The organism is Phenylobacterium sp. (genome assembly GCF_022402485.1).
In the GTDB taxonomy this organism is placed as follows: Bacteria; Pseudomonadota; Alphaproteobacteria; order Caulobacterales; family Caulobacteraceae; genus Phenylobacterium.
In genome coordinates, this window is the sequence record NZ_JAKRSA010000010.1 from 187,990 (window position 1) to 212,898 (window position 24,909).

The 24,909-nt window shown below is 67.6% G+C and carries 25 protein-coding genes; 9 read left to right on the forward strand and 16 right to left on the reverse strand.

Annotation, left to right across the window (positions count from 1 at the left end):
* Positions 1–70: 70 nt before the first annotated feature.
* The 4 genes from MH112_RS03370 to MH112_RS03385 are packed head-to-tail and all read right to left on the reverse strand — an operon-like array spanning position 71 to position 5,996.
* Entirely contained in the window at positions 71–3,271 is a 3,201-nt protein-coding gene (locus tag MH112_RS03370; protein WP_296563795.1) for an error-prone DNA polymerase, read from the reverse strand.
* A gap of 1 nt (position 3,272) precedes the next feature.
* Positions 3,273–3,677: a VOC family protein gene (locus MH112_RS03375; protein ID WP_296563797.1), complete on the reverse strand. Its 405-nt coding sequence runs from the start codon at positions 3,675–3,677 to the stop codon at positions 3,273–3,275.
* Between the two features lie 26 nt (positions 3,678–3,703).
* Positions 3,704–5,131, reverse strand: a complete 1,428-nt coding sequence (locus MH112_RS03380) for a DNA polymerase Y family protein (protein ID WP_365786077.1) — start codon at positions 5,129–5,131, stop codon at positions 3,704–3,706.
* 13 nt (positions 5,132–5,144) lie between these two features.
* Positions 5,145–5,996 carry a protein imuA gene (locus MH112_RS03385; RefSeq protein ID WP_296563803.1) on the reverse strand — a complete coding sequence of 284 codons (852 nt, stop codon included), beginning with the start codon at positions 5,994–5,996 and terminating at the stop codon, positions 5,145–5,147.
* A gap of 208 nt (positions 5,997–6,204) precedes the next feature.
* Between MH112_RS03385 and MH112_RS03390 the strand changes: the two genes are divergently transcribed.
* A complete protein-coding gene (locus MH112_RS03390; RefSeq protein ID WP_296563806.1) occupies positions 6,205–6,750 on the forward strand; it encodes an NUDIX hydrolase in 546 nt (181 codons plus the stop codon).
* A gap of 18 nt (positions 6,751–6,768) precedes the next feature.
* Here MH112_RS03390 and serA read toward each other — a convergent pair whose 3' ends face one another.
* The 4 genes from serA to MH112_RS03410 all read right to left on the reverse strand — a co-directional run bounded on the left by serA (position 6,769) and on the right by MH112_RS03410 (position 10,576).
* Entirely contained in the window at positions 6,769–8,352 is a 1,584-nt protein-coding gene (gene serA / locus MH112_RS03395) for a phosphoglycerate dehydrogenase (protein ID WP_296563970.1), read from the reverse strand.
* Between the two features lie 96 nt (positions 8,353–8,448).
* Positions 8,449–9,633, reverse strand: a complete 1,185-nt coding sequence (locus MH112_RS03400) for a phosphoserine transaminase (RefSeq protein ID WP_296563811.1) — start codon at positions 9,631–9,633, stop codon at positions 8,449–8,451.
* Between the two features lie 97 nt (positions 9,634–9,730).
* The gene (locus tag MH112_RS03405; protein ID WP_296563814.1) at positions 9,731–10,192 is read right to left on the reverse strand and encodes a hypothetical protein; all 462 of its coding nucleotides are present in this window, start codon (positions 10,190–10,192) and stop codon (positions 9,731–9,733) included.
* Between the two features lie 51 nt (positions 10,193–10,243).
* Positions 10,244–10,576 (reverse strand): hypothetical protein, encoded by a 333-nt coding sequence (locus MH112_RS03410; protein ID WP_296563817.1) that lies wholly within the window; start codon positions 10,574–10,576, stop codon positions 10,244–10,246.
* 191 nt (positions 10,577–10,767) lie between these two features.
* Here MH112_RS03410 and MH112_RS03415 point away from each other — a divergent pair, with 191 nt between their 5' ends.
* Together MH112_RS03415 and MH112_RS03420 are read left to right on the forward strand one after the other, a co-directional pair.
* Positions 10,768–12,708: an ATP-binding protein gene (locus tag MH112_RS03415; RefSeq protein WP_296563819.1), complete on the forward strand. Its 1,941-nt coding sequence runs from the start codon at positions 10,768–10,770 to the stop codon at positions 12,706–12,708.
* 132 nt (positions 12,709–12,840) lie between these two features.
* Positions 12,841–13,329, forward strand: coding sequence for a hypothetical protein (locus MH112_RS03420; RefSeq protein ID WP_296563821.1), 489 nt, complete (start codon positions 12,841–12,843; stop codon positions 13,327–13,329).
* 66 nt (positions 13,330–13,395) lie between these two features.
* On the opposite strand, the gene MH112_RS03425 is transcribed toward MH112_RS03420, so the two are convergent.
* The 3 genes from MH112_RS03425 to thiD are packed head-to-tail and all read right to left on the reverse strand — an operon-like array spanning position 13,396 to position 15,627.
* Positions 13,396–14,214, reverse strand: coding sequence for a PhzF family phenazine biosynthesis protein (locus MH112_RS03425; RefSeq protein ID WP_296563824.1), 819 nt, complete (start codon positions 14,212–14,214; stop codon positions 13,396–13,398).
* A 25-nt stretch (positions 14,215–14,239) separates the two neighbouring features.
* Positions 14,240–14,821, reverse strand: a complete 582-nt coding sequence (locus MH112_RS03430; RefSeq protein ID WP_296563826.1) for a nucleotidyltransferase family protein — start codon at positions 14,819–14,821, stop codon at positions 14,240–14,242.
* Positions 14,818–15,627: a bifunctional hydroxymethylpyrimidine kinase/phosphomethylpyrimidine kinase gene (gene thiD, locus MH112_RS03435; protein ID WP_296563829.1), complete on the reverse strand. Its 810-nt coding sequence runs from the start codon at positions 15,625–15,627 to the stop codon at positions 14,818–14,820. The genes MH112_RS03430 and thiD overlap by 4 nt, the downstream gene beginning before the upstream one ends.
* A gap of 84 nt (positions 15,628–15,711) precedes the next feature.
* On the opposite strand from thiD, the gene MH112_RS03440 reads away from it, so the two are divergent.
* On the forward strand, positions 15,712–16,464 hold the full coding sequence (locus MH112_RS03440) for an SDR family oxidoreductase (RefSeq protein WP_296563831.1): 753 nt from the start codon (positions 15,712–15,714) through the stop codon (positions 16,462–16,464).
* The gene (locus MH112_RS03445) at positions 16,457–17,224 is read left to right on the forward strand and encodes a hypothetical protein (RefSeq protein ID WP_296563834.1); all 768 of its coding nucleotides are present in this window, start codon (positions 16,457–16,459) and stop codon (positions 17,222–17,224) included. The genes MH112_RS03440 and MH112_RS03445 overlap by 8 nt, the downstream gene beginning before the upstream one ends.
* Positions 17,225–17,229: 5 nt before the next feature.
* On the opposite strand, the gene folP is transcribed toward MH112_RS03445, so the two are convergent.
* A complete protein-coding gene (folP, locus tag MH112_RS03450) occupies positions 17,230–18,021 on the reverse strand; it encodes a dihydropteroate synthase (RefSeq protein WP_296563974.1) in 792 nt (263 codons plus the stop codon).
* 235 nt (positions 18,022–18,256) lie between these two features.
* Here folP and MH112_RS03455 point away from each other — a divergent pair, with 235 nt between their 5' ends.
* On the forward strand, positions 18,257–18,454 hold the full coding sequence (locus MH112_RS03455; protein WP_296563836.1) for a hypothetical protein: 198 nt from the start codon (positions 18,257–18,259) through the stop codon (positions 18,452–18,454).
* A 31-nt stretch (positions 18,455–18,485) separates the two neighbouring features.
* On the opposite strand, the gene ftsH is transcribed toward MH112_RS03455, so the two are convergent.
* Positions 18,486–20,369, reverse strand: coding sequence for an ATP-dependent zinc metalloprotease FtsH (ftsH, locus tag MH112_RS03460; protein ID WP_296563840.1), 1,884 nt, complete (start codon positions 20,367–20,369; stop codon positions 18,486–18,488).
* A 224-nt stretch (positions 20,370–20,593) separates the two neighbouring features.
* Positions 20,594–20,827 carry a 30S ribosomal protein S21 gene (gene rpsU / locus MH112_RS03465; RefSeq protein WP_296563978.1) on the reverse strand — a complete coding sequence of 78 codons (234 nt, stop codon included), beginning with the start codon at positions 20,825–20,827 and terminating at the stop codon, positions 20,594–20,596.
* Between the two features lie 179 nt (positions 20,828–21,006).
* On the opposite strand from rpsU, the gene MH112_RS03470 reads away from it, so the two are divergent.
* Positions 21,007–21,675 (forward strand): COQ9 family protein, encoded by a 669-nt coding sequence (locus MH112_RS03470; RefSeq protein ID WP_296563843.1) that lies wholly within the window; start codon positions 21,007–21,009, stop codon positions 21,673–21,675.
* A gap of 13 nt (positions 21,676–21,688) precedes the next feature.
* Here MH112_RS03470 and MH112_RS03475 read toward each other — a convergent pair whose 3' ends face one another.
* Together MH112_RS03475 and purE are read right to left on the reverse strand one after the other, a co-directional pair.
* Complete coding sequence (locus MH112_RS03475; RefSeq protein ID WP_296563845.1) at positions 21,689–22,771, reverse strand: 5-(carboxyamino)imidazole ribonucleotide synthase; 1,083 nt, start codon at positions 22,769–22,771, stop codon at positions 21,689–21,691.
* Positions 22,772–22,773: 2 nt separating this feature from the next.
* Positions 22,774–23,289, reverse strand: coding sequence for a 5-(carboxyamino)imidazole ribonucleotide mutase (gene purE / locus MH112_RS03480; protein WP_296563848.1), 516 nt, complete (start codon positions 23,287–23,289; stop codon positions 22,774–22,776).
* Between the two features lie 109 nt (positions 23,290–23,398).
* On the opposite strand from purE, the gene MH112_RS03485 reads away from it, so the two are divergent.
* Positions 23,399–24,118 (forward strand): GGDEF domain-containing protein, encoded by a 720-nt coding sequence (locus MH112_RS03485; RefSeq protein ID WP_296563851.1) that lies wholly within the window; start codon positions 23,399–23,401, stop codon positions 24,116–24,118.
* Positions 24,118–24,909, forward strand: coding sequence for a pseudouridine synthase (locus MH112_RS03490; RefSeq protein WP_296563853.1), 792 nt, complete (start codon positions 24,118–24,120; stop codon positions 24,907–24,909). Before MH112_RS03485 ends, MH112_RS03490 begins: the two co-directional genes overlap by 1 nt.

The following is a 24,909-nucleotide window of genomic DNA, read 5'->3' on the forward strand; positions in this document are numbered from 1 at the left end:
CCCCAAAAATGTAGTTACAATAATTCTGCGGTCAAGGGTTCTGGAGCTGTAGAAACAGGCGCGCCCGCCCTCAATGAAAGTCCCGGCTGCGGATCAGGCGGCCGGTGACCTTAGAGCCGACGCCGATCTCGGCCCGGTCTTCGCGCAGGCGGGAGAGCTGGGGGGTCAGGTCCTCGAAGCGTTCGGCAACCACATGGATCACCTCACCGGCCTTCTGCAGCCGGCCATGGACCAGCAGGAAGGCCGAGGTCATCACCAGGCGGCGGTGGGCCTCGAAGGCGTCCTTCCAGATCACCAGATTGGCCGGCCCGGTTTCGTCCTCCAGGGTGACGAAGGTGACCCCCTTGGCTGTGCCGGGCCGCTGGCGGACCAGGACGAGGCCGGCCACACAGACCTTGGCGCCATGTCGCAGGGCGGGAAGCTGGGCGGCGGGAACCGCGTCCTGCTCGGTAAGCCTGCGGCGGAAGAAGCCGCAGGGATGGGCCTTCAGGGACAGGCGCGTGGTCCGGTAATCCTCGGCCACCTGGTGGGGCAGGCTCATGAGGGGCAGGTCGGCCTGGATCTCTGACGCCCCCATGCCCCCCCTGTTGGCGAACAGGGGGGCTGTGTCCTCCACCCGGCCCTCGCCCACCAGCCCCTTGGCCAGCCACAGGGCTGCGCGCCGGTCGAGGCCAAGCGACCGGCAGGCGTCGGCCTCGGCCAGCAGCTCCAGGGACCGCTGCGACAGGCGAGCCTGACGGGCCAGCTGCGGCAGGGTGTCGGCACCGGCCGCCCGGGCCTCGATCAGTCGGTCCATCTCCTCGCGGTTCAGGCCCTTGATCATCCGCAGGCCCAGGCGCACGGCCTTCAGCCGCCCCGCCGCGTCCGGAGTCTCGAGCGTGCAGTCCCAGGCGCTGGCCAGAATGTCGGGGCCGCGCACCTCCACCCCGTGGTCACGGGCGTCCCGGACCAGCTGGGCGGGCTGGTAGAAGCCCATGGGCTGGCTGTTGAGCAGGGCGGCGCAGAACACGTCGGGCCAGCGCTGCTTGACCCAGGCCGAGGCGTAGACCAGCAGGGCGAAGCTGATGGCGTGGCTTTCGGGAAAGCCATAGGCGCCGAAGCCCTCGATCTGGGCGAAGCAGCGCCTGGCGAAATCGGGGTCATAGCCCCGGGCGACCATGCCCTCGATGAACTTGACCCCATAGTCCCCCACATTGCCGTGGTGGCGGAAGGTGGCCATGGCCCGGCGCAGGCCGTTGGCCTCGGCGTCGGTGAACTTGGCCGCCTCGATGGCCAGGCGCATGGCCTGCTCCTGGAACAGCGGCACACCGAGCGTCTTGCCCAGCACCTGTTTCAGCTCATCGGCCGGCCCGTGGTCGGGATGGGGGGCGGGGAAGTGTACCGGGTCCTTGCCTTCGCGCCGGCGCAGATAGGGGTGGACCATGTCGCCCTGGATCGGGCCTGGCCGCACGATGGCCACCTCGATCACCAGGTCATAGAACCTGCGGGGCTTCAGGCGGGGCAGCATGGACATCTGGGCCCGGCTCTCCACCTGGAAGACACCGACGGAATCGGCCCGGCTCAGCATGTCATAGACCGCCGGGTCCTCCTGGGGGATGTCGGCCAGGTCGTGCAGGTGCTGGCCATGGTCGGCCCGCAGCATGGCGAGGCTCTTGCGCAGGGCGCTCAGCATGCCCAGCGCCAGGACATCGACCTTCATCAGGCCGAGCGCGTCGATGTCGTCCTTGTCCCATTCGATGAAGGTGCGGTCCTTCATGGCCCCGTTACCGATGGGCACGGTCTCGTCCAGCCGCCGCTTGGTGAGGATGAAGCCCCCTACATGCTGCGACAGGTGACGGGGAAAGCCGATCAGCTGGGTCGCCAGGGTGGTGGCCCTGCGGATCTGGGGGTTGTCCGGATCAAGGCCGGTCTGGCGGATATGGTCGTCGGGCGTGCCGGTTCCGTAGCTGCCCCAGACCGTGCCGGCCAGGGCCGCGGTCACGTCCTCGGTGAGGCCCAGCGCCTTGCCCACCTGGCGGATGGCCATGCGGGGGCGATAGTGGATGACGGTGGCGCAGATCGCCGCCCGGTCGCGGCCATAGCGGCCATAGACATACTGCATCACCTCCTCGCGGCGCTCGTGCTCGAAATCCACGTCGATGTCCGGGGGCTCGCCGCGCTCTTCGGAGATGAAGCGGGAAAACAGCAGGTCCTGGTCGGGCTTGGTGGGGTCCACCGCCGTGACGCCCAGACAGAAGCAGACGCAGGAATTGGCCGCAGACCCTCGCCCCTGGCAGAGGATGCCCTGAGCCCTGGCCCAGGCGACGATGTCGTGGACGGTGAGGAAATAGTTGGCGTAGTCCAGCCGCTCGATCAGATCGAGCTCGTGGTTCAAGAGCTTGCGGACCTTGTCCGGCACGCCCCGGCGGTAGCGCTGAGAAGCCCCGCGCCAGGTGATGTCGCGCAGGTGGGCGATGGGGGTCTTGCCCACAGGCACGGGCTCGTCGGGATATTCATAGCGCAGCTCTGACAGGTCGAAACCAATCAGGCCGGCGACGGCCACCGACTGTTCCAGGGCCTCTGGGAAGCGGGCAAACAGCCGGGCCATCTCGGAGGGTGACTTCAGGTGCCGCTCGGCATTGGCCGCCAGGTGCCAGCCGGCCTGATCGATGGTGGTCTTTTCAGCGATGCAGGTCAGCACGTCCTGCAGGGGACGCCGCTCTGGCCCGTGATAGAGCACGTCATTGACTGCGGTCATGGGCGCGCCGCTGGCCTTGGCCAGGGCCTGCAGATGGGCCAGCCGGGGCAGGTCGCGGGCCCCATAGCTCCGGGCGGCCGCCAGCCAGACCTGGCCCTGGAAGTCGCCGGCGATCCTGGCCAGGGCCTGAGCGAAGGTCTCGTCCAGCTGGGTGGGCGGCACGGCCAGCACCATCTGGCCCTTCGCATGGGCGGCGAAGTCCTCGTAGAAGAGCTCGCAGCTCCCCTTCCTCGCCCGCCGTTGGCCGAGCGTCAGCAGGCGGGTCAGGCGGCCATAGGCTTCCCGGTCCTTGGGGTAGCAGACCAGGCTCGGCGTCCCGTCGGCGAAGTCCAGCCGGGCGCCGGTCAGAACCTTGATGTTGCGCTCGCGCCCGGCGCTCCAGGCCCGCACCACGCCGGACAGGCTGTTGCGGTCGCAGACGCCTATGGCCGAAATCCCCAAAGCCTCGGCGGTGGCCACCAGCTCCCAGGGGTGGGAGGCACCCCGCAGGAAGGAGAAGTTGCTGGCCGCCATCAGCTCGGCATAGGCGGGCATGTCAGCTCAGATCGGTGAATGGATTGTGAGCGACTTCCCAGAGGTTGCCCTCGGGGTCGGCGAAGTAACCGGAATAGCCGCCCCAAAAGACCTCATGGGGCGGTTTGATCTCCTGGGCTCCAACGCTCAGCGCATGAGCAAAGACGCTGTCCACCTCGGTGCGAGAGGGCGCGTTGTGAGACAGGACCACGCCTGAAAAACCAGAGCCCTCTGGAGAAACGCCTGCGTCCTCAGCAGAGGCCTCGCGAGGGAACAGGGCCAGCCAGCTGCCCTCCAGGGCGAACATGCAGAAGTCTTCCCCCTCCTGGAAGTTGTGGGTCGGGAAGCCTAGCCCGTCTCGATAGAAGGTCAGCATCCGCGGGAAGTCGCGAACCGCCAGGGTGATCAGTGAAATCTTGGGTTTCATCAGGTCCTCGTGTCTGAGTGTGAGGGTCAGGGAAAAAGGCCGTGCAGCCACCACCTGGCCGGGGCGCCCGCCGCATAGAGGCCTGAGCGGAAGATCCAGAACCGGCCGCCGTCCTGGTCCTCCACCCGGTAATAGTCCCGCACATGGGTTGTGGAGGCGGCTTCGATGGGCACCTTCCACCATTCCTCGGCGATCCGCTCGGGCCCCTCGGCCAGGCGCACCCGGTGCAGCCGGCCCCGCCAGCGGAACTGCACCGGCGGGTCGTCGGGGACGGGCGCTGTCGCCTCAATGGGCTCGGGCCGGCGAAACAGGCGGATGGGCCTTGGCCGCGCCGGGTCCCAGCGGGCTGGCGTCTCAGGGGAAAAGGGCGCGCGCCGGGCCACCGCCCGCTCAGGCACATGGCTTTCCACCGCCTGGCTGGTCCAGACGCGTTCGGTCCCCAAGCGGTTGGCCAGGCGGTCCACCAAAGGCGCGATCTCCACAGAGCTCTGGCCCACAGGCTCCCGGGCCAGGGCCGCCTGGCGGGCGCTTAAGGTTTCCACCTCGAAGGCCGCGAGCGTCACCTGCTCCACCCCAAAGCCCGGATCCACCTGGTCGAGCCTCGGCAGGAAGAGGCGGGTGATCCGAGCAGCCTCCCGGGCGCCCACGGCCAGGCCCACCTCCACGGTCTGGGGGCGACCATCCACCCGGTGATAGGCGAGCTCGAAGCGCCGGGCGCCCTGGCCCTCGGCGCTCAGCCGGGCGCAGAGGCGTTCGACGATGTCGCCGCACACCCGGGCCAGATCCTCTGGCGTGCTGATGGGCTCGGCGAGGGCCAGGCGGTCAAACCAGGGATTGGGGGGCCTGCGAAAGGTCAGGGCCTCGGGCGCCTCGCCCATCGCCTGATCCAGGCGGGTGATCAGCTCCAGGCCAAACCGCCGGGCCAGCTGGCTGCGGGGCAGGCGGCGGACCTCTGCGATCCTGCGCAGGCCCAGGCGCTCCAGCTGGGCGCAGGCGGCCGCAGAAATCCTCAGGGCGCTGGGGGGCAGATGGTCCAGCAGCTCGCCCTGCCGGCTAGGCGGGCAAAGGCTGGCCCCGTCCCCATGGCGGGCCAGGGCCCAGGCGGCGCCCGGCGTATCGGCCACGCCGCAGACCACCGGCAAGCCGTTGCGGGCCAGACGCCGGCGAAAGTCGGCCACCAGGGCGGCCTCGCCCCCCCACAGATGGGCCAGCCCCGTCACGTCCAGGAACAGGCCGTCGGGGGGATCGGGCGCGACGGCCGGCGAAAACCGCACGCACCAGTCCACCAGGGCCAGCAGGGCCTGGGCGTCGGCCTCGGGCTCGGCCTCGGCGGTGACGAGGTTCGGAACATAGGCCAGGGCGTCGGCGGCCTTCTGGCCGGGAAACAGGCCCAGGGCCGCAGCCGCCCGATCCACAGCCGCCAGCCGGCGGGTTCCGCGGCTCGTCTCCACCAGGGCCAGGGGCGCCTCAGGCGCGGCGGCGGACGGCACCGTCGCCCCTGACGGGGAAGGGGATGGCGGGGCTTGCGGGGCGGGCGGGTTGCGCCGGTGCCAGTTGTCGATCGCCCAGCTCGGCGACCAGGCGCAGAGGATGCGCGTCATCCTGGATCTCCGTGTCTGAATAGGCCCCGGGACTTTCGAACAGCCAGGTGCCGGGACGCCCGCCGCGACAGCGCTCCAGGGTCGCCCGCCAGCGGGGCGCTCCCAGGCCAGGCCGCCCGGCTGCGGGCGCGCTAGGTGCCGAGGCGATGGACCAGCGGGTGGCCGCCGCCGATCCGCCTGCCGTCCCCTTCGCTCCGCCGCCAAAGGGCCGGCGGATGATCAGAAAGCCGGTGGCCTGCCCCTTTTCGCAGGCCAACTGCAGCCGGCGGCCCGCCGTCAGGTCGCAGGCGTCGGCCTCCACCACCACCGCCCCCACCCCGGACGCCCCCAGGGCGTCCTCGGCTGCAGCCAGGGCCTGGGCCTCGTCCCGGACCCAGACCTCGACCAGCCCGCCTGCGGGAAAACCCAGCCCCGCCAGGCCGGGCGGGTGCAGGTCGTCCCGCCGGGCGATCCAGACCGCTGGCCCCATCTTCAGCAGTGGCCGCGCCAGCAGGGCGACGAAGGCGGCCGGCGCCGCAGCCGTCTCGGCCTCCATGCCTTCGCCCCCCACCTCATGCCAGCGGTGCAGGGGCAGGCCCCGGCCGCCGGGGAAGCAGCGGTCGATGCGCGGATCGCCGAAGGCGAGCGACGGAGTCTCTCCCCGCCCGCCGGTCTCCAGGGCGGCGATCTTCGCCCGTACGGCGTCCAGAGCGCGTTCGGTCACGGCGGAACCTGACATCCTCCTCATCCCTTTGTTCTACTTTTGTTCTAGTCCGGAGTCCGCCAGAGTCAATCAACCCAGAATGAGTCACAGGCTTCCCCGCCCTCGCCAGGGCTGCCGAATCTGATACGCCCAGGGATCGTGTGGGCTGCTCCGGACCGAGAACCTGGGGCCTGCGTCTCGCGTTGCGTCCGAGAGACGCCGCATCGCCAGGAAGGGCGCGCAGATGTTGCGATGGATCATCAACCGGTGGCGGGGGCATGCGCCGATCCCCCAGCCCAACCCCGAGGCCTTGGAGCTACCCGTCTCGCAGGCCGGGGCGATCCCCTATCGGGTCACCAATAAGGGACTGTCGCTGCTGCTGGTCACCTCCCGGCGCACCGGGCGTTGGGTGTTTCCCAAGGGCGGGCTCATGAGCGGTCGCACGCCGTGGGCGTCCGCCGCTCAGGAGGCTCTGGAGGAGGCCGGCGTCGAGGGCGAGGTCGAGGACCAGCCGCTCGGCGTCTATGCCTCAGTCCGTATCCGGGGGGAGCGGCAGCAGCCTTTGGAGGTCACCCTCTATCTGCTGCGGGTCACCCGCCAGCTGGACCGCTGGCCTGAACGGGGCCAGCGCCGCCGCCAGTGGATGAGCCTGCCCGACGCCCTCGCCCGCCTGGGCGACCCAGGGCTGATCGAGGTGCTGGAACAGGCGGCCCCACGCCTTGCCGCCCTGGCCCCGCCTGCCAAGCGAGGCAAGGGGGGCGGAAAGGACAAGATCAAGGCGGGGCCATGATGATCCCGGCGAAGGGATTCAGAAGCGCAGGGTGCGCGCTTCCTTCACGTGGGGCAGGGCCTGGATGTTGGCCAGCAGGGCCTCGCTGGGCACCTGGTCGACGCCCACCAGGGCGATAGCGTCATCGCCGGCCGAGACCCGGCCAAGGTTGAAGGTGGCGATGTTGACGCCCGCCTCGGCCAGCATGACGCCCAGGGCACCGATAAAGCCCGGCTTATCCTCGTTGTTGACGTAGAGCATGGTCGGGCCGAAGGGGGCGTCCAGGTCCATGCCCTTGACCTCCACCACCCGGGGCGTACCGGCCAGGACGGAGCCTGCGAAGGAGCGCTTGCCCTTCTCGGTGGTGACGGTGATGCGGATCAGGCTTTCATAGATCGGCGAGTCTTCCTGGTGCGATTCCGAGAGCGTGATGCCACGCTCCTTGGCCACGGCCGGGGCCGAGACCATGTTGACCGCGTCGCCCAGCATCGGCCGCAGGACGCCGGCCAGCGCCGCAGCCGTCAGCGGCTTGGCATTCAGCTTGGAAACCTCGCCCTCATAGGCGATGTCGATGACGGCCACTCCGTAATCAACCATCTGACCCGCAAAGACCCCGAGCTTTCCGGCGAGCGCGATGAAGGGGGCCAGGCGCGGGGCCTCTTCAGCGGTCACCGAGGGCGAGTTCAGGGCATTGGTCACAGCGCCAGTGAGCAGATAGTCGCTCATCTGTTCGGCCACCTGCAGGGCGACATTTTCCTGGGCCTCGTTGGTCGAGGCACCCAGGTGCGGGGTGGCGATGAAGTTCTCGGCCCCGAACAGCACATTGGCCTTGGCCGGCTCCTCGACGAACACGTCAAAGGCTGCGCCGCCGATGTGCCCCTCGTCCAGCAGCTTGCGGAGCGCAGCTTCGTCCACCAGGCCGCCGCGGGCGCAGTTGATGATCTTCACGCCCTTCTTGGCCTTGGCGAGGTTTTCCGCCGACAGGATGTTGCGGGTCTTGTCGGTGAGCGGGGTGTGCAGGGTGATGAAGTCGGCCCGGGCCAGCAGCTCGTCCAGCTCGACCTTCTCGACGCCCAGCTCCACGGCGCGCTCCGGCGACAGGAAGGGGTCATAGGCCACCACCTTCATCTTCAGACCCAGCGCCCGGTCGGCGACGATGGAGCCGATATTGCCGGCTCCGATCAGACCCAGTGTCTTGGCGTAGACCTCCACGCCCATGAAGCGGTTCTTCTCCCACTTGCCGGCCTGGGTGGAGGTGTCGGCGGCGGGGAGCTGGCGGGCGAGCGCAAACATCATGGCGATGGCGTGTTCGGCCGTGGTGATCGAGTTGCCGAAGGGAGTGTTCATCACCACGATGCCGGCGGCGGTGGCGGCCGGGATGTCGACATTGTCGACCCCGATGCCGGCCCGGCCGATGACCTTCATGTTCTTGGCGGCGGCGATGACGTCCTTGTCGGCCTTGGTGGCCGAGCGGACGGCCAGGCCGTCATAGTCGCCGATGATCTGGAGCAGTTCGTCCTTGGTCAGGCCGGTCTTCACATCGGCGTCGACGCCGCGCTGTTTGAAGATCTCGATGGCGGCGGGGCTCAGCTTGTCAGCGATCAGGACGCGGGGCATGGGGATGTCTTTCTGGGTGCGCGCCTGCCGGTCGCGGCGAGGCGGTGAATTCTGGGAAAAAGGGGCGCGCTGGGGGCGCGCCACCTCAAGGTCTGTCGGGGATCAGGCGGCCTGAAGGTCGGCGGCCAGGGACTCAAAGGCCCAGTCGAGCCAGGGGGTCAGAGCCTCCAGGTCGGAGGTCTCCACCGTAGCCCCGCACCAGATGCGCAGGCCCGGGGGGGCGTCACGGTAGCCGCCGATATCCAGGGCCACGGCTTCCTTTTCCAGGAGCGAGGCCAGCTTCTTGGCGAATTCGGCCTGGGCGGCCTCATCCAAGGCGGTGACCCTCTGGTCCACCACCTTCAGACAGACCGAGGTGTTGGAGCGGATGGCCGGATCGGCGGCCAGGAACGCCACCCAGTCGGTTTTTTCAACCCAGCGGGCCAGGACATCGAGATTGGCGTCGGCCCGGCGGCGCATCTCCGTCAGGCCGCCAATGCGCTCGCCCCACTTCAGGGCGTCGATGGCGTCTTCCACGCACAGCATGGACGGGGTGTTGATGGTGGCGCCCTCGAAGATCTCGAGGTTCACCTTGCCGCCCTTGGTCATCCGGAACAGCTTGGGCATCGGCCAGGCGGGGACGTAGCTTTCCAGGCGGGCGACGGCGCGGGGCGACAGGATCAGGACGCCGTGCGCGGCCTCGCCGCCGAGTGCCTTCTGCCAGGAGAAGGTGACCACATCGAGCTTGGCCCAGGGCAGGTCCTGCGCGAACGCCGCGCTGGTGGCGTCGCAGATGGTCACGCCTTCCCGATCGTCAGCGATGAAGTCGCCGTTCGGGACCCGCACCCCAGAGGTGGTGCCGTTCCAGGTGAAGACCAGGTCGGCGTCCTTGCGCACCTTGGTCAGGTCGGGCAGTTGGCCATAGGGGGCCGACAGGACCTCGGCCTCGATCTTCAGCTGCTTGGTCACGTCGGTGACCCAGTCCTTGCCGAAGCTCTCAAAGGCCAGCAGTTGCACGGGCCGCGGGCCCAGCATCGACCACATGGCCATCTCGACGGCACCGGTGTCGGAGCCAGGGACGATGCCGATCAGGAATTCGTCGGGGACAGCCAGCACCTGGCGGGTGCGGTCGATGGCGTCCTTCAGCCGCGCCTTGCCCGGCTTGGAGCGGTGCGAGCGCCCTAGGACGGCGTTGGTGAGGTTTTCGGGGGTCCATCCGGGGCGCTTGGCGCACGGGCCGGACGAAAACTCGGGGCGAGCCGGCCGCATGGCGGGCTTGGTATGATCAGTCACTGCGATGTCTCCCATCCTTGCAGATGAGCAGCGCCCCGTTGGGAGGGCGTGGCCCGCCGGGCAGAAACGCGCATTTGCCTCTCAGGACAAGCAGTTTTTGCGGGGGTCGATCTCAGAGGGTCTCGGCGGGGCTCGACGCCGCCCCGCCCTGGGTCAGCCTTCGGCGGGCAACCCAAGTGCCCACGGCCAGACAGATCAGAATCCCAAGGAAGTTCAGATTATTCAAGACGACATAGAATATGTCGTGGTGGCGATCTGTTACAAAGTAAAAGGCTTGGATTGAAAATTGTGCGGCCTGCAGGATCATGACGCCGCCAATCCAGAGGCTCGAAAACCTGAAGGCCAAAGCCAGAAAGCCCAGGGCGGCCACCCCTTCAGCAATCAGCCTTGGAACCAGGATATCTTCCTGACTGAAGAAAATGCGGGCAACTGTACTTAAGATAGCAATCAGCAATATGAGGACAGCTGCTGATCTCTCGGCAGGCCCCCCATATCGAAAGGCATAGCCGCAGGACGCGGCAAGGGCGAGCCAAAGCAGCAGCCATGCCGCGAGATAGGTTAGATTGGGTGACATCGTTGCGCCTCTAACGCTGATTAGAGGCGCAACGAAGTTAATCTATTGCAATCAGCCCACGTCACGCATGGCGGGCATATCCCGAGCAGGCTCGAACGGCTTATCGGGGCCAAACAGCTTGGTGCGGATGCCCAGGCGGAGCTTGGCTTCGTTGAGCTCCCCATGCACGCCGACCATGGCAGTGCGGGCCTCGCCGAGCGCCTTGATGGCTTCGATGAGCTTGGCCGCAGCCTCGTCCCCGAACACGGTGGAGACGCCGACTTCCTTACGGGCCTTGAGCATCTCGGTCATCAGCTCGGTGGCCTCGACCAGGGCCGCATCGACGGACTCTTCGGTCGCAAACAGCTTGTTGGCGACACGCTGGGCGACAAACGCTTTTTCCATGGGGGCATCCCTCCTGGGGGTTAACGGAATGTTAACCAAGCTAAACCAGAAGTTAACGTCTGTCACCACTTGCAACCGCGACACCTTCACGCACAGGTTGCGCTTTCTTCGGGGGGCCGGTGACCAGAAGCGAATGATTAGGACTATTCCCCTAGAACGAGGGACCCGCCCGCCAAGGAGCTCCCCCGATCTTGGTCAAGGACCGCCCTTCTGACCCTGCCGGTGCCCGGCATGAGGCGACCTTCCATGCGAAGGTCGCCGGTGTGGCGCTTGTCACGACGGTGGTGGTCCTGCTGGCGGCCTGCGCGACCTTCATGCTGCAGCAGTGGGCTGTGGCCCGGGAACAGGCGCGGTCCAGTTATGAAGCCCTGGCGGTGGTCACCGCCGATCTCGCCGCCCCGGCCGTGGCCCGAGGCGATCTTGCGGCGGTGGGTGCTGCCGTAGGTGCCCTCAGCCGAGATCCGCGGATTTCCAGCGTCCGTCTCACCGACGCCAAGGGCGGCGTCCTGGCCCAGTTCACCGCGGCAGGCGAGGCTCCCAAATCGGTATTGACAGTGGCCCACCGTCTGAGCTGGGGCGGGGCCATGATCGGCGAGCTCAGCGTCCAGGCGCGGCCCCCCCGGCTGGCGAGCCTCCTGCCCCAATTTGCCGCCCTTACCGGCGCCCTGTTTTTCGGCGGCGTCGGGGTAGCCCTGTTCCTGTCCCGCAGCCTCGCCCATCAGGTGATCGCGCCGGTGCAGAATCTTTCGGAGGCCATGCGCAGGGTGGCGGCCAGCGGCCAGTTCACGCCCATCAGCCTTACGGCCCGGGACGACCTGTTCGGCAGTCTGGCGGTCAGTTTCAATCATCTGCTCAGCCGTCTGGACGCCCGGGAGCAGGACCTCAACAAGACCTTGGACGAGCTGGTGGAGGCGCGGGATGCGGCCAATGCCGCCAATGTGCTCAAGTCCCAGTTTCTGGCCAATATGAGCCACGAGATCCGCACCCCCCTGAACGGGGTGCTGGCCATGGCTGACGTGATGGCCATGGACCGGCTGCCTGCCGTTCAGCGCGGGCGGCTGGAGGTGATCCGCCAGTCCGGCGGACTCCTGCTCACCGTGATCAATGATGTCCTCGACATCTCCAAGATCGAGGCCGGCAAGCTCACCCTGGTGGAGGAAGACTTCGACCTGGAAACCGTGGCGGCCACCGCCCGGGCAAGCTATGGCGTCATGGCGCAGAGCCGTGGCCTGGCCTTCTCCGTCGAGATCGAGCCCAGCGCCCAGGGATTGTGGCGGGGCGATCCCAATCGCATCCGCCAGATCCTCGGCAACCTGTTGTCCAATGCCGTCAAGTTCACCCTGACCGGCAGTGTTTCGGCCCGGTTTGTCGCCGATCCGCTGGGGGGGCTGATCCTGACGGTCCATGATACCGGGGTCGGCGTGCCGGCCGGCAAGCTGCCGCAACTGTTTGAGAAGTTCACCCAGGCCGATTCCACCGCCACCCGGCGGTTTGGCGGCACGGGCCTTGGCCTGTCCATCTGCCGAGAACTGACCGAGATGATGGGCGGCGAGATTCTCGCGCGCAGCCGAGAGGGCGAGGGCTCCCTGTTCGAGGTTCGCCTGCCGCTCGCCCGGGGACAGGCCGCGACGACGGTGCAAAGGGTCGAGTCACACGATCTGACCTTGGAGCCCATCCAGGATCTCGACGCAGATCCTGACAATGGGGCCCCCGATCCGGGCCAGGGGCCGCCCCTGCGCATCCTCGCGGCGGAGGACAATCCCACCAATCAACAGGTGCTGTCAGCGGTGATGAGCGCCCTGGGGCTTGAGGTCGAGGTGGTTGCGGACGGTGCTGCGGCGGTGGAGGCCTGGACCCATGGTGCCTACGACCTGGTCTTGATGGACATTCAGATGCCGGTCATGGACGGCATCGCCGCGGCCCGGGAAATCCGTCGTCAGGAGGCCCAGGCCCGGCGGCCGCGCATTCCGATCATCGCCTTGACCGCCAACGCCCTGTCGCATCAGGTGAGCGACTATCTGGCGGCCGGCATGGACGATCATGTGGCCAAGCCCATCGAGATCGCCAAGCTCTACGAGACCATCTGCACGGTCATGCGCCGGGCCGATGAGGCGAACGCCCAGGTGGCTTGAGCGCGTAGGCGCCACCCGCTGGGTGCTTGGTGAACACCACATAACCGCCCGCTCAGAATCCGGTCAGCGCCCCTGTGGCTTTCTCTCCTCAACGCCGCCGAGCGCGGTGGAACCTGTCCCGAGGAGTTCGCCATGAAGACCCTGCTGATTGCCCTGAGCGCGGGCGCCGCCCTTTCTGCCGGCCTTGCCACTGCCGTCGCCGCTGCACCGGGCGGGTATGGCGCCCCCCATCATGCTCCGGCCTATGGCGCCCCCCATGGGGGAGGCCCGCAGTATGGCCCGCCCCGGGGACCCGTGGGTCAACCCGCCTGGATTTCCATCGCCCAGCGCAAGGCCAATCTGGAGCGCCGCATCGACATGGGTCAGCGCAATGGCAGCCTGACCCGCAGAGAGGCCTTTCACCTGCGCGCCGAGTTCCACGATCTTCAGCGCCTGGAGCACCACTATCGCCAGGGGGGCCTGACCCGCTGGGAAATGGTTGACCTGGATCGCCGCATGGACGCCCTCAGCGCCCGGATCTATGTGGAGCGCCGCGACGGTAACCGCCGCTATGGGCAAGGCTATGGCCAGGGCCAAGGTTATGGCCAGGGCTACAGCCAGGGTCACGGCTATCGTCGCTAAGACCTGCAGTGAACGTTCGGACGAGCCGGAGCCCATAGCTCCGGCTCGTTTGCGGTGGTTGAGGCCTCAGGGTGCCTCTGTGCGCAGGCGGCTTTCAATCACGGTGACGGCTTGGCCGCGCAGGATCACCCGGTCGCCCACCTGTTCGCAGTCCAGGTCCCCACCCCGGCCCGGATAGGCCTGATGGAAGGCCAGTCTTGAACGCCCGAGCTTCTCCGCGAAGATCGGGCTCAGCATGCAGTGCAGAGAGCCTGTGGCGGGGTCTTCCGGGATGCCTGACCCCGGGGCGAAAAAGCGGCTCACCACCTGATAGGACGGACCTGCCGCCACGGCGCTGACCCCTACATTGCCGCGACCTTGGGTGGCGACACTGGAAATGGCCTTCAGAGCCGCCAGATCGGGGTCCACGGCGCGTACGGCGGCCTCATCCTTGAGGATCGCCACCAGAAACTGGCCGGCCCAGACTTCCTCGGGTTCGACCCCAAGGGCGGCGGCCAGCCCGGGCGGCGTCTCGATATGCCGGACCTGTGAGGCCGGGAAGTCCATGGCGTAGACCTCGCCCTCCCGCGACACAGTCAGGGGTCCCGAAAGGGTGTCGAAGGTGATGGCGGCGGCCTTAACACCCAGTTCGGCAAAGAGCATGTGCGCGCTGGCCAGGGTGGCGTGGCCGCATAGGGGCACCTCCAGAGCCGGGGTGAACCAGCGCAGGCCAAACCGGACTGGGTCCTCGGTGCACAGCAGGAAGGCGGTCTCGGCCTGGTTGTTCTCCGCCGCCAGGGTCTGCATCCAGCTCGCCTGCGGCCAGGCGGAAAACGGTTCCACCACACAGGCCGGATTGCCCCGGAACGGGGCTGAAGCGAAGGCGTCTATGGTCCACTGGCGCATGACAGCGCTCCTCAGGTGAAGGCGTTCAGTCAGCCAGGGTCAGTTCTGGCCATCGGTCCAGGGCGGCCGCAGCGGTCCTGGCAAATCCCTGGGTCTGGCGCAGGGGATTGGGCACCAGCCGCAGGGCAAAGAGATCAGCCAGGCCAAAGGGAGCAAAGATCCTCAACCGTCCGTCTGGCTCAAGGCGGGCACCTACGGCGAACATGGTGGTGGTGAAGCGGCGCAGCGCCTCGGCGCTGGAGGCCAGGGGAGCATAAGGTTCGCCAAACCGGTCTTCGAACCAGAGATGCACCCGGGCCTGGTTGCGCACCTCCACCAGGGTGTCCAGGGGCGGCGGATAGGACGCCGCCGCCCGGCGGATAACGGCATCCTCAGCGTCATAGCTGAGGTCGCCGGCATCGAAATAGCCGAGGTCATAGTCCTTCAGGCCATAGTCGGGATCGCGGCCAGTCAGGTGGTTGACCGCCTTCTGATAGATGGCGCCGGAAAAGATCATCCAGTCGGGCAGGGCAAGGTCGCGGGCGATCTCCATCACGCCCATCAGGCTGGGGGCGTCGCGCAAAATCGCCTCCAGCCGTCGTTCCAAAATGGCGTCTTCGGGAGTCATCTGCTCAGGGGCCAGCCATGGTCCAGGGGGCCGTGGCCCTGGCCAAGGCCCGGCGCACTGGCCAAGGCTTCCTGGACATAGGCCCAGGCCTGGGCCACGGCCGTCGACAGGTCCAGCCCCTGGGCCAGACCCGTGGCGCAGGCCGAGGCCAGGGTGCAGCCGGTGCCATGGGTGTGGCGGGTTTCCAGGCGATCGGTTTCGAACACAGTGTCGCCGGTGGGGGTCAACAGCAGATCTACCACCCGTTCGCCGCTCACATGGCCTCCCTTCATCAGCACCGCCCGGGCGCCGAGCCTAAGCAAGGCCTCTCCGGCCCGGCGCTGGTCGTCGAGGGTTTCCACTGTCAGGCCGGTCAGGGCGGCGGCCTCCGGGGCATTGGGCGTCAGCAGGGCGGCCCTTGGGACCATCAGGCTGCAGACGGCGGAAATCGCCACGTCGGCCAGCAGGGGGGCACCGCCCTTGGCGACCATCACCGGATCAATCACCGCTGGAATGGGGGTGGCCTCATCCAGCAGGGCGGCCACGGCCTCGACCATGGCCACATCGCCAAGCATGCCGGTCTTGATGGCATCGGCACCGATGTCCCCAAGGACGGCGCGGGCCTGGGCCTGGACGATGTGGAGGGGGATGGGATGGACGCCGGTGACACCCAGGGTGTTCTGCACGGTCACCGCGGTAATCGCCGTAGTTCCATAGCCCCCGAGGGCCATGACGGTCTTGAGGTCGGCCTGGATTCCGGCCCCGCCGCCGGAATCGGAGCCGGCGATGATCAGGACCCGGCCAAGGGGACGCGCTGAAGTGGTCATGGCCGCTTTTTCCATATCCGCTCGTCTCTGACGAGGGGCGCTTGCGGGCTTGCCCACAGGACGGCGCCGGGCGAGGCTGGCCCCATGACGCAGCTTACGAAAATCGCCCTGGTCACCGGGGCAGGCTCAGGGATCGGCCGGGCCTGTGCGCGCGCCCTGTATGAGGCCGGTTTCGCCCTGGTCCTCACCGGCCGACGCCAGGAGGCCTTGGAGGCGACCGCCGCAAACCTGCCGGCCTCCCATGTGTTGATCCACCCGGCCGATGTCTCAGACGAGGACCAGGCCAAGGCCCTGTTTGCAGCGACGGCGGCCCGGTTTGGCCGGCTGGACCTGTTGTTCAACAATGCCGGGACGGGCGCGCCGCCGGTTCCCCTGGAGGACCTGTCGCTCAAGGCCTGGCGGCGGGTGGTGGACGTCAATCTCACCGGGGCCTTTCTCTGCACCCAGGGGGCCTTTCGCCTGATGAAGGCCCAGGACCCACGGGGCGGGCGGATCATCAATAACGGCTCGATCTCGGCCCACGTGCCCCGCCCCCGCTCGGTGGCCTATACGGCCACCAAACACGCCATCACCGGCCTGACCCGGTCGACCAGCCTGGATGGCCGTGCCTATGACATCGCTTGCGGCCAGATCGATATCGGCAACGCCGCCACGGAAATGACCGCGGCCATGGGCAGCGGCGTACCCCAGGCCGATGGATCCCTGCGGCCTGAGCCCATGATGGATGTGGATGCCGTGGCCCGGGCGGTCGTCTACATGGCCAGCCTGCCCCTGGAGGCCAATGTGCAGTTCATGACCGTGATGGCCACCCAGATGCCCTATATCGGCCGTGGCTGAGCCTTTCGATTCCCGACGGGTCCGGGCTGAAGCCTATCGGGACTATGTCGGCCTGCAGTTGCGTTTCGCCGAGGCTTTGGCGGACCGGGGGGACCTCAGCCTTGGGGAGGCCCTGCGGCGCTATACCAGCCTCCACCGCCGCCTGGGTCTGGGCAATGTGACGGCCGACCCCCCGGGCCCCGATTGGACCCTGTTTGCTAAGCGGCTTGAAGAGGCACCGGATACCCAGGCGCGGCTGGACTGGATCGTGACCACCTTGGCGGCGGCGCCCGACGAACAGCCCCAGCCCAACCAGGTTCGCTTCGGCTGCTTCAGCTATGAACCGCCGCAGGACGGCGTGCTTCGCATCCACTTCACCAACCGCGACAGCGAAGGCGGGGCAGGCCCTTTGGCGCTGTCCAAGGCGGCGATCCGCCGGTCCGAGCTTTCGCGGATGTTTGATCATGTGCGGCGTCTGGAACCGGAGGCGAAGATCGTGGCCGGGGCCTCCTGGCTCTATCATGTGCAGGCCTATCGCCGCCTGTACCCCCCCGACTACACGGCCACCGCCACCCCGGCGGGGGAGATGAACCTCACGGGAAATTCCAGCTGGGGCCAGTTCCTGACCCATGGAGGGGCCATACGCCCGGCGCTCAGTGCAGAATTCCTGGCTGGCCTGGCGAAGCTGGACCCGCAGGCACCCTGGCTGGCCTTTCCCCTGCGCCCCCTGCGGGTTAGCGCGCCCCTGGCGGTCTTCACCGCGCACTTCAGCCTGGGTTGACGGCCTCAGGCCCGCGCCGAGGCGATGGCCGACCAGACGGCCAGCCCCTGGGCAGTCAGGGCCACATCATGGACCCGGAGGGCGGCGACGCCGGCCTGGGCACCTGCCAGGGCTGCTGCCAGGGAGCCTGGCCCGCGCCCGTCGGGTGCCTCCGCAGCCGGGTGGAGCGCCTGGATGAACCGCTTGCGACTGGCCCCCAGGATCACCGGGAACCCCAGGGCGCAGACCGTGTCCAGATGCGCTAGCAGGGCCAGATTATGGTCCAGGGTCTTACCAAAGCCGATCCCGGGGTCGAGCCAGATCTTCTCCCGTGCCACCCCTGCGGCCATGGCGGCGTCCGCCCGGGCCCCAAGAAACTGACAGACCTCGGCCACCACATCCTCATAGTGCGGGGCCGCCTGCATGGTGCGCGGCTCGCCCTGCATGTGCATCAGCACCACCTGGCAGCCTAGCTCGGCGGCCACGTCAGGCGCCTCGGGGGCGTGGCGCAGGGCGGTGACATCGTTCCAGATCGCCGCCCCTGCAGTGATGGCTGCCCGGGCCACGACCGGCTTCATGGTGTCCACCGACAGGGGCAGTGCCGTCTCGGCGGCCAGGGCCGCGATTACGGGCACGACCCGGGCGATCTCCACCTCAGGGCTGACCTGAGTCGCCCCCGGGCGTGTGGACTCGCCGCCGAGATCGAGGAGGTCGGCACCCTGGGCGATCAGGCGCCGCGCCTGGGCCAGGGCGGGCTCGAGGGCGTCAAATCTTCCCCCATCGGAAAAGCTGTCGGGGGTCAGGTTCAGGACCCCCATGATCAGGGGGCGGAGAGGCGCGGCGGGACGGGTCACGGCAGGCCTCCTGGGGTCAGGTGATCGATCCGCCCAATCCCTTGCCCCATAAGGGCCTGGGGTGCCAATCCAAGCGGCGCCTGGGGTGAAATTCGGCGAGGGCTCACAACGGGCGCAGGAAGTCTGTCACAGGCGCATCCTAGGGTGTCGGGAGGGATGGCCAACCGAGCTTTTGGCCAAGCACCTGGGATGCAAGATCGTGATCATCAATCCGCTACGCCACTTCCGGCGGCGCAAACGGCTCATGGCCGAGGCCGAGGAAGAGGTCCTCTATCTCCGCCGGCGGTTCGGCGCCGAGGCCCATGCCGCCGCCCTCGGAAAACTGAGCCGCTCAGACCTGACCCGTTGGGGCCGCCAAGTGATCACTGAGGCAGCCCGGCGCCTGAAGGCGGGCTAGTCCCCACCCCAGGCGCCGATCACGGTAATCGTCAGGCCGGCTCGGGGCCCGGGCGCGGCGAGATCGGTACCGCCACGGTGGGGCCGAGGCTCCGATGGCTTTCCGGCTCCTCGCGCTTCGGCATCACGCCCTTGATCACATTGATGATTTCATCGCCGGACAGGGTTTCGTACTCAAGCAGAGCCTGAGCGATCTTGTGCAGCTCCTCGGTTTTCTCGGTCAGGATGCGGCGGGCCTCGTCAAAGGCGTTCTGCACCAGCAGCTTGACCTCCTGGTCGATCAGTCGGGCGGTCTCCTCGGAGACACTCTGGGTGCGCGACACCGAATGGCCGAGGAACACCTCGTCCTGATTTTCCCCATAGGAGACCACGCCGAGCTTATCGGAGAAGCCCCACTTGGTGACCATGGCCCGGGCCAGGCGGGTGGCCTGGTCGATATCTGAGGAGGCGCCAGAGGTGATCTTTTCCTTGCCGAAGATCAGCTCCTCGGCCATGCGGCCGCCCATCAGGATGGTCAGGCGTGAGGTCATCTGCTCATAGGACATGGACAGCTGGTCCCGCTCGGGCAGCTGCATGACCATGCCCAGCGCGCGGCCCCGGGGGATGATGGTCGCCTTGTGCACCGGATCGGTGGCCGGGACGTTCAGGGCCAGCAGGGCGTGGCCGCCTTCGTGATAGGCCGTCAGACGCTTTTCATCGTCGGTCATGGCCATGGATTTGCGCTCGGCGCCCATCATGACCCGGTCCTTGGCGTCCTCGAAGTCCCGCTGCGTGACCATGCGGCGGTTCTTGCGGGCCGCCATCAGGGCCGCCTCATTGACCAGATTGGCCAGATCGGCACCGGAGAAACCCGGGGTGCCGCGGGCGATGGTCTTGACTTCCACATCGGCAGCCAGCGGCACATTCTTCATGTGGACCCGCAGGATACGCTCGCGGCCATTGATGTCGGGATTGGGCACCACGACCTGACGGTCGAAACGGCCGGGCCGCAGCAGGGCCGGGTCGAGAACGTCGGGACGGTTGGTCGAGGCGATGACGATGATGGCGTCGGTGGGATCAAAGCCGTCCATCTCCACCAGCAGCTGGTTCAGCGTCTGCTCGCGCTCGTCATTGCCGCCGCCCAGGCCTGCGCCACGATGGCGGCCCACGGCGTCGATTTCGTCGATGAAGATGATGCAGGGCGCGTTCTTTTTGGCCTGCTCAAACATGTCGCGGACCCGGCTGGCGCCGACGCCCACGAACATTTCCACGAAGTCCGAACCTGAGATGTAGAAGAACGGCACACCGGCTTCGCCGGCCACGGCACGCCCGAGCAGGGTCTTACCGGTACCCGGAGGGCCGACCATCAGGGCGCCCTTGGGAATCTTGCCCCCCAGGCGCTGGAATTTCTGCGGGTCCTTCAGGAAGTCGACGATCTCGGTCAGCTCTTCCTTGGCCTCGTCAACGCCGGCCACATCATCAAAGGTGACGCGGTTTTTGTTTTCCGTGAGCATCTTGGCCTTGGACTTGCCAAAGCCCATGGCCCCGCGGGCCCCACCCTGCATCTGGCGCATGAAGAAGATCCACACCCCGATCAGCAGCAGAATGGGCAGGCTCTGCAGGATGAAGCCCACCAGGGTGAAGCCCCCGGCCGGCTTGACGGAGATGTCGGCGTTCTGCGCCTCCAGGCGCTTGACCAGCTCTTCCTGGTTGTTCGGGGTCACCGCCGTGAAAGCCTGGCCCTCGGCGTTGCGCACCTCGACGGCGGATCCGCGGATGACAGCCGACGCCACCTGACCGGTATCGATCTGGGTGAGCAGCTGCGAGTAGGTGATCTCGCGCGAATTGGCCGCCTGGCCTCCGCCGCTCATCATGCTGTAGAGGCCAATCAGGACGACGACGATGACGCCCCAGATCGCCATATTGCGCATGTTCATGGTCTTTTTGATCCGTCTCGGGAAAACTCGGGTTCAGGACCTAAGATAGGATGGCCTGAGCCGTTTCACCAGCAAGGGGCGGGCCAGAGTCTCACTGGGGCGCTCCTTTTGGCTGGAAACTGCACCAGCGCCCACGAGAAAGGCCGCGCAGGCAGGCTGCGCGGCCAGACTTTAACCAAGTATGTCCCTGTAAAGCGGCCCAGGGGGCCGCCTGTCCGCGTCCCTTAGCGGGTCGGCCGCTTCGGCGCAGCGATCAGGCCTTCACGCTGGGCGCGCTTGCGGGCCAGCTTGCGGGCGCGACGGACGGCTTCGGCCTTCTGACGGGCCCGCTTCTCCGAGGGCTTCTCGTAATGGACGTGGCGCTTCATCTCGCGGAACGAGCCTTCGCGCTGCATCTTCTTCTTCAGGGCCTTGAGGGCCTGGTCGACGTTGTTGTCGCGGACGAAAATCTGAACCAGGGGACTCTCTCCTGCCTACCTGAATGTTGCGCCACCCGGCGCACATGGCGGTGGCGGTGAAACAAAAATACCAATGAACCCCGCAAGCGACCGCTCCGGAGCCGAGGGCGGCGAAATAGCAGAAGGCTTAGGCTGTGTCCACGCAAGACGGCGGCTTTCGACGGGGTTAGACTGGGCAAATGTCAGACGCCGCCTCAACGCCCCACCCTGATCCCGATGCCTGGGCCCGTGAAGTCGAGGACCAGGTGCTTTCTTGCGCCCTGCCCCACGTAGCGCAGATGGGCTGGAGTCCCCTGCTGGTGGCTCGCGCGGGGGCCGAGGCCGGACTGTCGACCGGGGAGATCGAGCTTCTGTTCCCCAATGGGGCGGCGGACTTGGCCGCGCTGCTCTGCCGCCGCCATGACCGCGAGACGGGGGCCATCCTGGCCAACATCGATCCCCAGACCCTGAAGATCCGCGAGCGCATCCGGCTGGCGGTGGAAACCCGTCTGGATGCCGCCGCCCGGGACGAGGTTATCGCCCGTCGCTGGTGCGGCTTCCTGGCTCTGCCCTACAACCTGGGCCTGGCCAGCCGTCTCCTGTGGGACAGCGCCGACCAGCTCTGGCGTTGGGCCGGCGACACCGCCACCGACGAGAACCACTATTCCAAGCGCGCCATTCTGTCGGGCATTCTGTCAGCCGCGCTGGCTCTCCGGGTGGCCTCAGGCCGCGAGGCGGCCATGGCCTTTGTCGACGCCCGCATCGCCAATGTGATGAGCTTTGAAAAGTGGAAGGCGACCACCAAGATCCGCCCATCTGAAGCCCTCAAGACCCTCGCCCAGACCTTGGGCCGCCTGCGCTACGGCTGAGGGACGGCCCCGCCTAAAGCCGCGATAGCCGGTTGATGTGGCCCATCTTGCGGCCGGGCTTGGCCTGTCGTTTGCCATAGAGGTGCAGCCGCGTCTCCGGCTCGCTGGCCAGCTTGGCCCAGGCATCAGCCTCATCGCCCAGCAGGTTCAACATCTCCACCCGGGCCCGGGCATCGGTGGGTCCCAGCGGCCAGCCGGCTACGGCGCGGATGTGCTGCTCGAACTGGCAGACCTCGCAGCCGTCCTGGGTCCAGTGGCCGGTATTGTGCACCCTGGGCGCAATCTCATTGGCCAGCAGGCGACCATCGGCCAGCTCGAACAGTTCGATGCCGATCACCCCCACATAGTCCAGGCGGGTGAGGATCTGGGCGGCGATGCGTTCGGCCTGGGCGGAAAGGTCAGGGCTGGCCGGGGCCGGGGCGACGGTGCGGCGCAGGATGCCGCCTTCGTGGTGGTTCTCCCCCAGGGGATAGATGGCCAGGGCCCCATCGCGGCCGCGGGCGGCGATCACCGAGAGCTCGCGCACGAAATCGGCCGGGGCTTCCAGAATGCAGGGGACCCCGCCAAGGGCGTCGAACACAGCGCCAGCCTTGGCGGCGTGCTCGACCCACTTCTGGCCCTTACCGTCATAGCCCTCCCGGCGGGTCTTCATCAGGGCCGGGGCGCCCAGCTGAGCTGCTGCGGCCACAGCATCCTGGGCGCTGTCCACCGGCAGGAAGGCCACCGTGCGGACCCCGGCCTCATTGAGGAAGGTCTTCTCCGCCACCCGGTCCTGGGCCACGGCCAAGGTCTTTTCATTGGGGGCCACAGGGGCGCCCAGGGCCTTCAGCCGTGCGACGGCAGCGGCCGGCACATTCTCGAATTCATAGGTGATCACGTCGCAGAGGTCGGCCAGCCGGCCCAGGGCGTCGGGATCATCAAAAGGAGCGATCAGGGTTTCCCGGGCCACCCGGGAGGCCGGGGCATCCAGCTCAGGGGTCAAGATCACCACGTCGAAGCCCAGGCGACCGGCGGCCAGGGCCAGCATCCGGCCAAGCTGTCCGCCGCCCAGGATGCCGATGACGGTGCCTGGCGCCAGGGGGAAGCCCTCGTTCACCTTCAGAGGTCCTCGACGCTCTCGGCCACGGCCTCGGCCAGGGCCTGGGCGAAGGCGGTCAGACGGTCGGCCAGGTCAGGGTCGGACAGCGCCAGGATACGGGCGGCCAAAATGCCGGCGTTCTTGGCCCCGGCCTCACCGATGGCCAGGGTGGCCACGGGAATGCCGCCGGGCATCTGGACGATGGAGAGCAGACTATCCATGCCCTTCAGCGCCTTGGATTCCACCGGCACGCCCAGCACCGGCAACTCGGTCATGGAAGCGGCCATGCCCGGCAGATGGGCAGCCCCGCCGGCCCCGGCGATGATCACCTTATAGCCCGCCGCCTTGGCGGTGGTGGCGAAGTCATAGAGCCGCTGTGGGGTGCGGTGGGCCGAGACCACCTTGGCCTCCCAGGCGACGCCGAGGCCATCGAGCTGCTCGGCCGCCAGGCGCAGGGTGGGCCAGTCGGAGCGGCTGCCCATTATAATGGCGACGGGCGGGCGACCGCCTGGACCGGCGGGGTTGGAACTGGCCATCAGACGGCCCCCTTGATGGGAAAGGCGCGGAGTATAGGCGCCACCTTTGCGCCGGCAACCGATCACCGGTACGATTCTTATGGTTAAGGCTGGATGTGATTCCCTCACCATGAAGATCACGGGCGCGCGTACTGAACCCTTTGCGGCCATCCGCAAGCGGGCTCTGGCTCAGGCTGGCGCCCAAAGCTCTGCGGCCCGGGCCCTGCCTGCGGACAAGGCCGGCTTTCTCGGGGTGTCAGAAACCGAGATGACCCCGGCGGTTCGCGGGGCGCTGCAGACCCTGTTGACCGAGATCGACGACCTGCGCGGCGAGGTCGGGCGGCTCAAGGCCAAGCTGGTGGAGGCCGAAAGCCTGGCCGACCGGGACGCCCTGACGCCGGTGCTCAACCGCCGGGCTTTCATGCGGGAACTGGCCCGGGTCCAGACCTTCTCCCGGCGCTATTCTTCGCCGGCCAGCCTGGTCTATTTCGACCTGGACGACTTCAAGAGCGTCAATGACCGGTTTGGCCATGCTGCTGGCGATGCGGTGCTCAAGGCGGTGGCCGAGCGCCTCACCGGCCTGGTGCGCGACAGCGATATTGTCGGGCGCATGGGCGGAGATGAGTTCGCTGTGGTCCTGGTCCAGGTCACCGCCCTGACCGCCCAGGCCAAGGCCGAGGCCCTGGCGAGGACCCTGGAGCAGGCACCCATCCAGTTCGGTGACTGGTCTGCGCCCCTGCATCTTTCCTATGGGGTCTGCGAAATCCCCCATGATGGCGAGCCCGAGGCCATCGTCGCCGAAGCGGATGCGGCCATGTACCTGCGCAAGCGCGAGCGCCACGCCGGCTGATGGCGTTTGTCCGCACCTATGAGGAAGAGGCGCCCCAGCGGATCAACCGCTGGCTGGCCCAGAGCGGCGTCTGTTCGCGGCGGGAGGCTGAAGCCCTGATCGCCGCCGGTCAGGTTTCCATTGACGGTCATACCGTCACCGATCCCGGCCGCAAGATCGAGAAAGGCCAGACGCTTACCCTCGACGATGGCGCCCAGGCGCGGCTGCAGGGTCAGCTGACAGTGATCATCAACAAGCCTGTCGGTTACGTCTCAGCCCAGCCGGATCCGGGGCAGATTCCAGCCGCCAGACTCCTGACCCGGGAAGGCTTGTGGGGAGACCCCGTCGAGATTCCCGCCGCCGATCGTAGCCTCGCGCCGGTGGGCCGCCTGGATCTGGATAGCCGGGGCCTGCTGATCCTGTCGGAGGACGGGGTGGTGACCAAGGCGGTGATCGGCCCGGACTCGCAGATGGAGAAGGAATATCTGGTCCGGGTGCGCGGCGATATCTCAGAGCCGGTCCTGACCAGACTGCGCCACGGCCTGTCCCTGGACGGTCGCCAGTTGAAGCCGGCCAAGGTCACCCTGGCTGGCGACCAACGCCTGCGCTTCATCCTGACCGAGGGGCGCAACCGCCAGATCCGCCGGATGTGCGACCTGGTGGGCCTGTCGATCATCGATCTCTACCGGCTCAGGGTCGGCCCCCTGAAGGTCGGCGATCTTCCGGAGGGCCGTTGGCGGCCGATCACCCCGCGCGAACGCGAGGCCCTACTGACCCCGGGTTTCAGCCCCAAGCCCGCCCGGCGCCGCTGA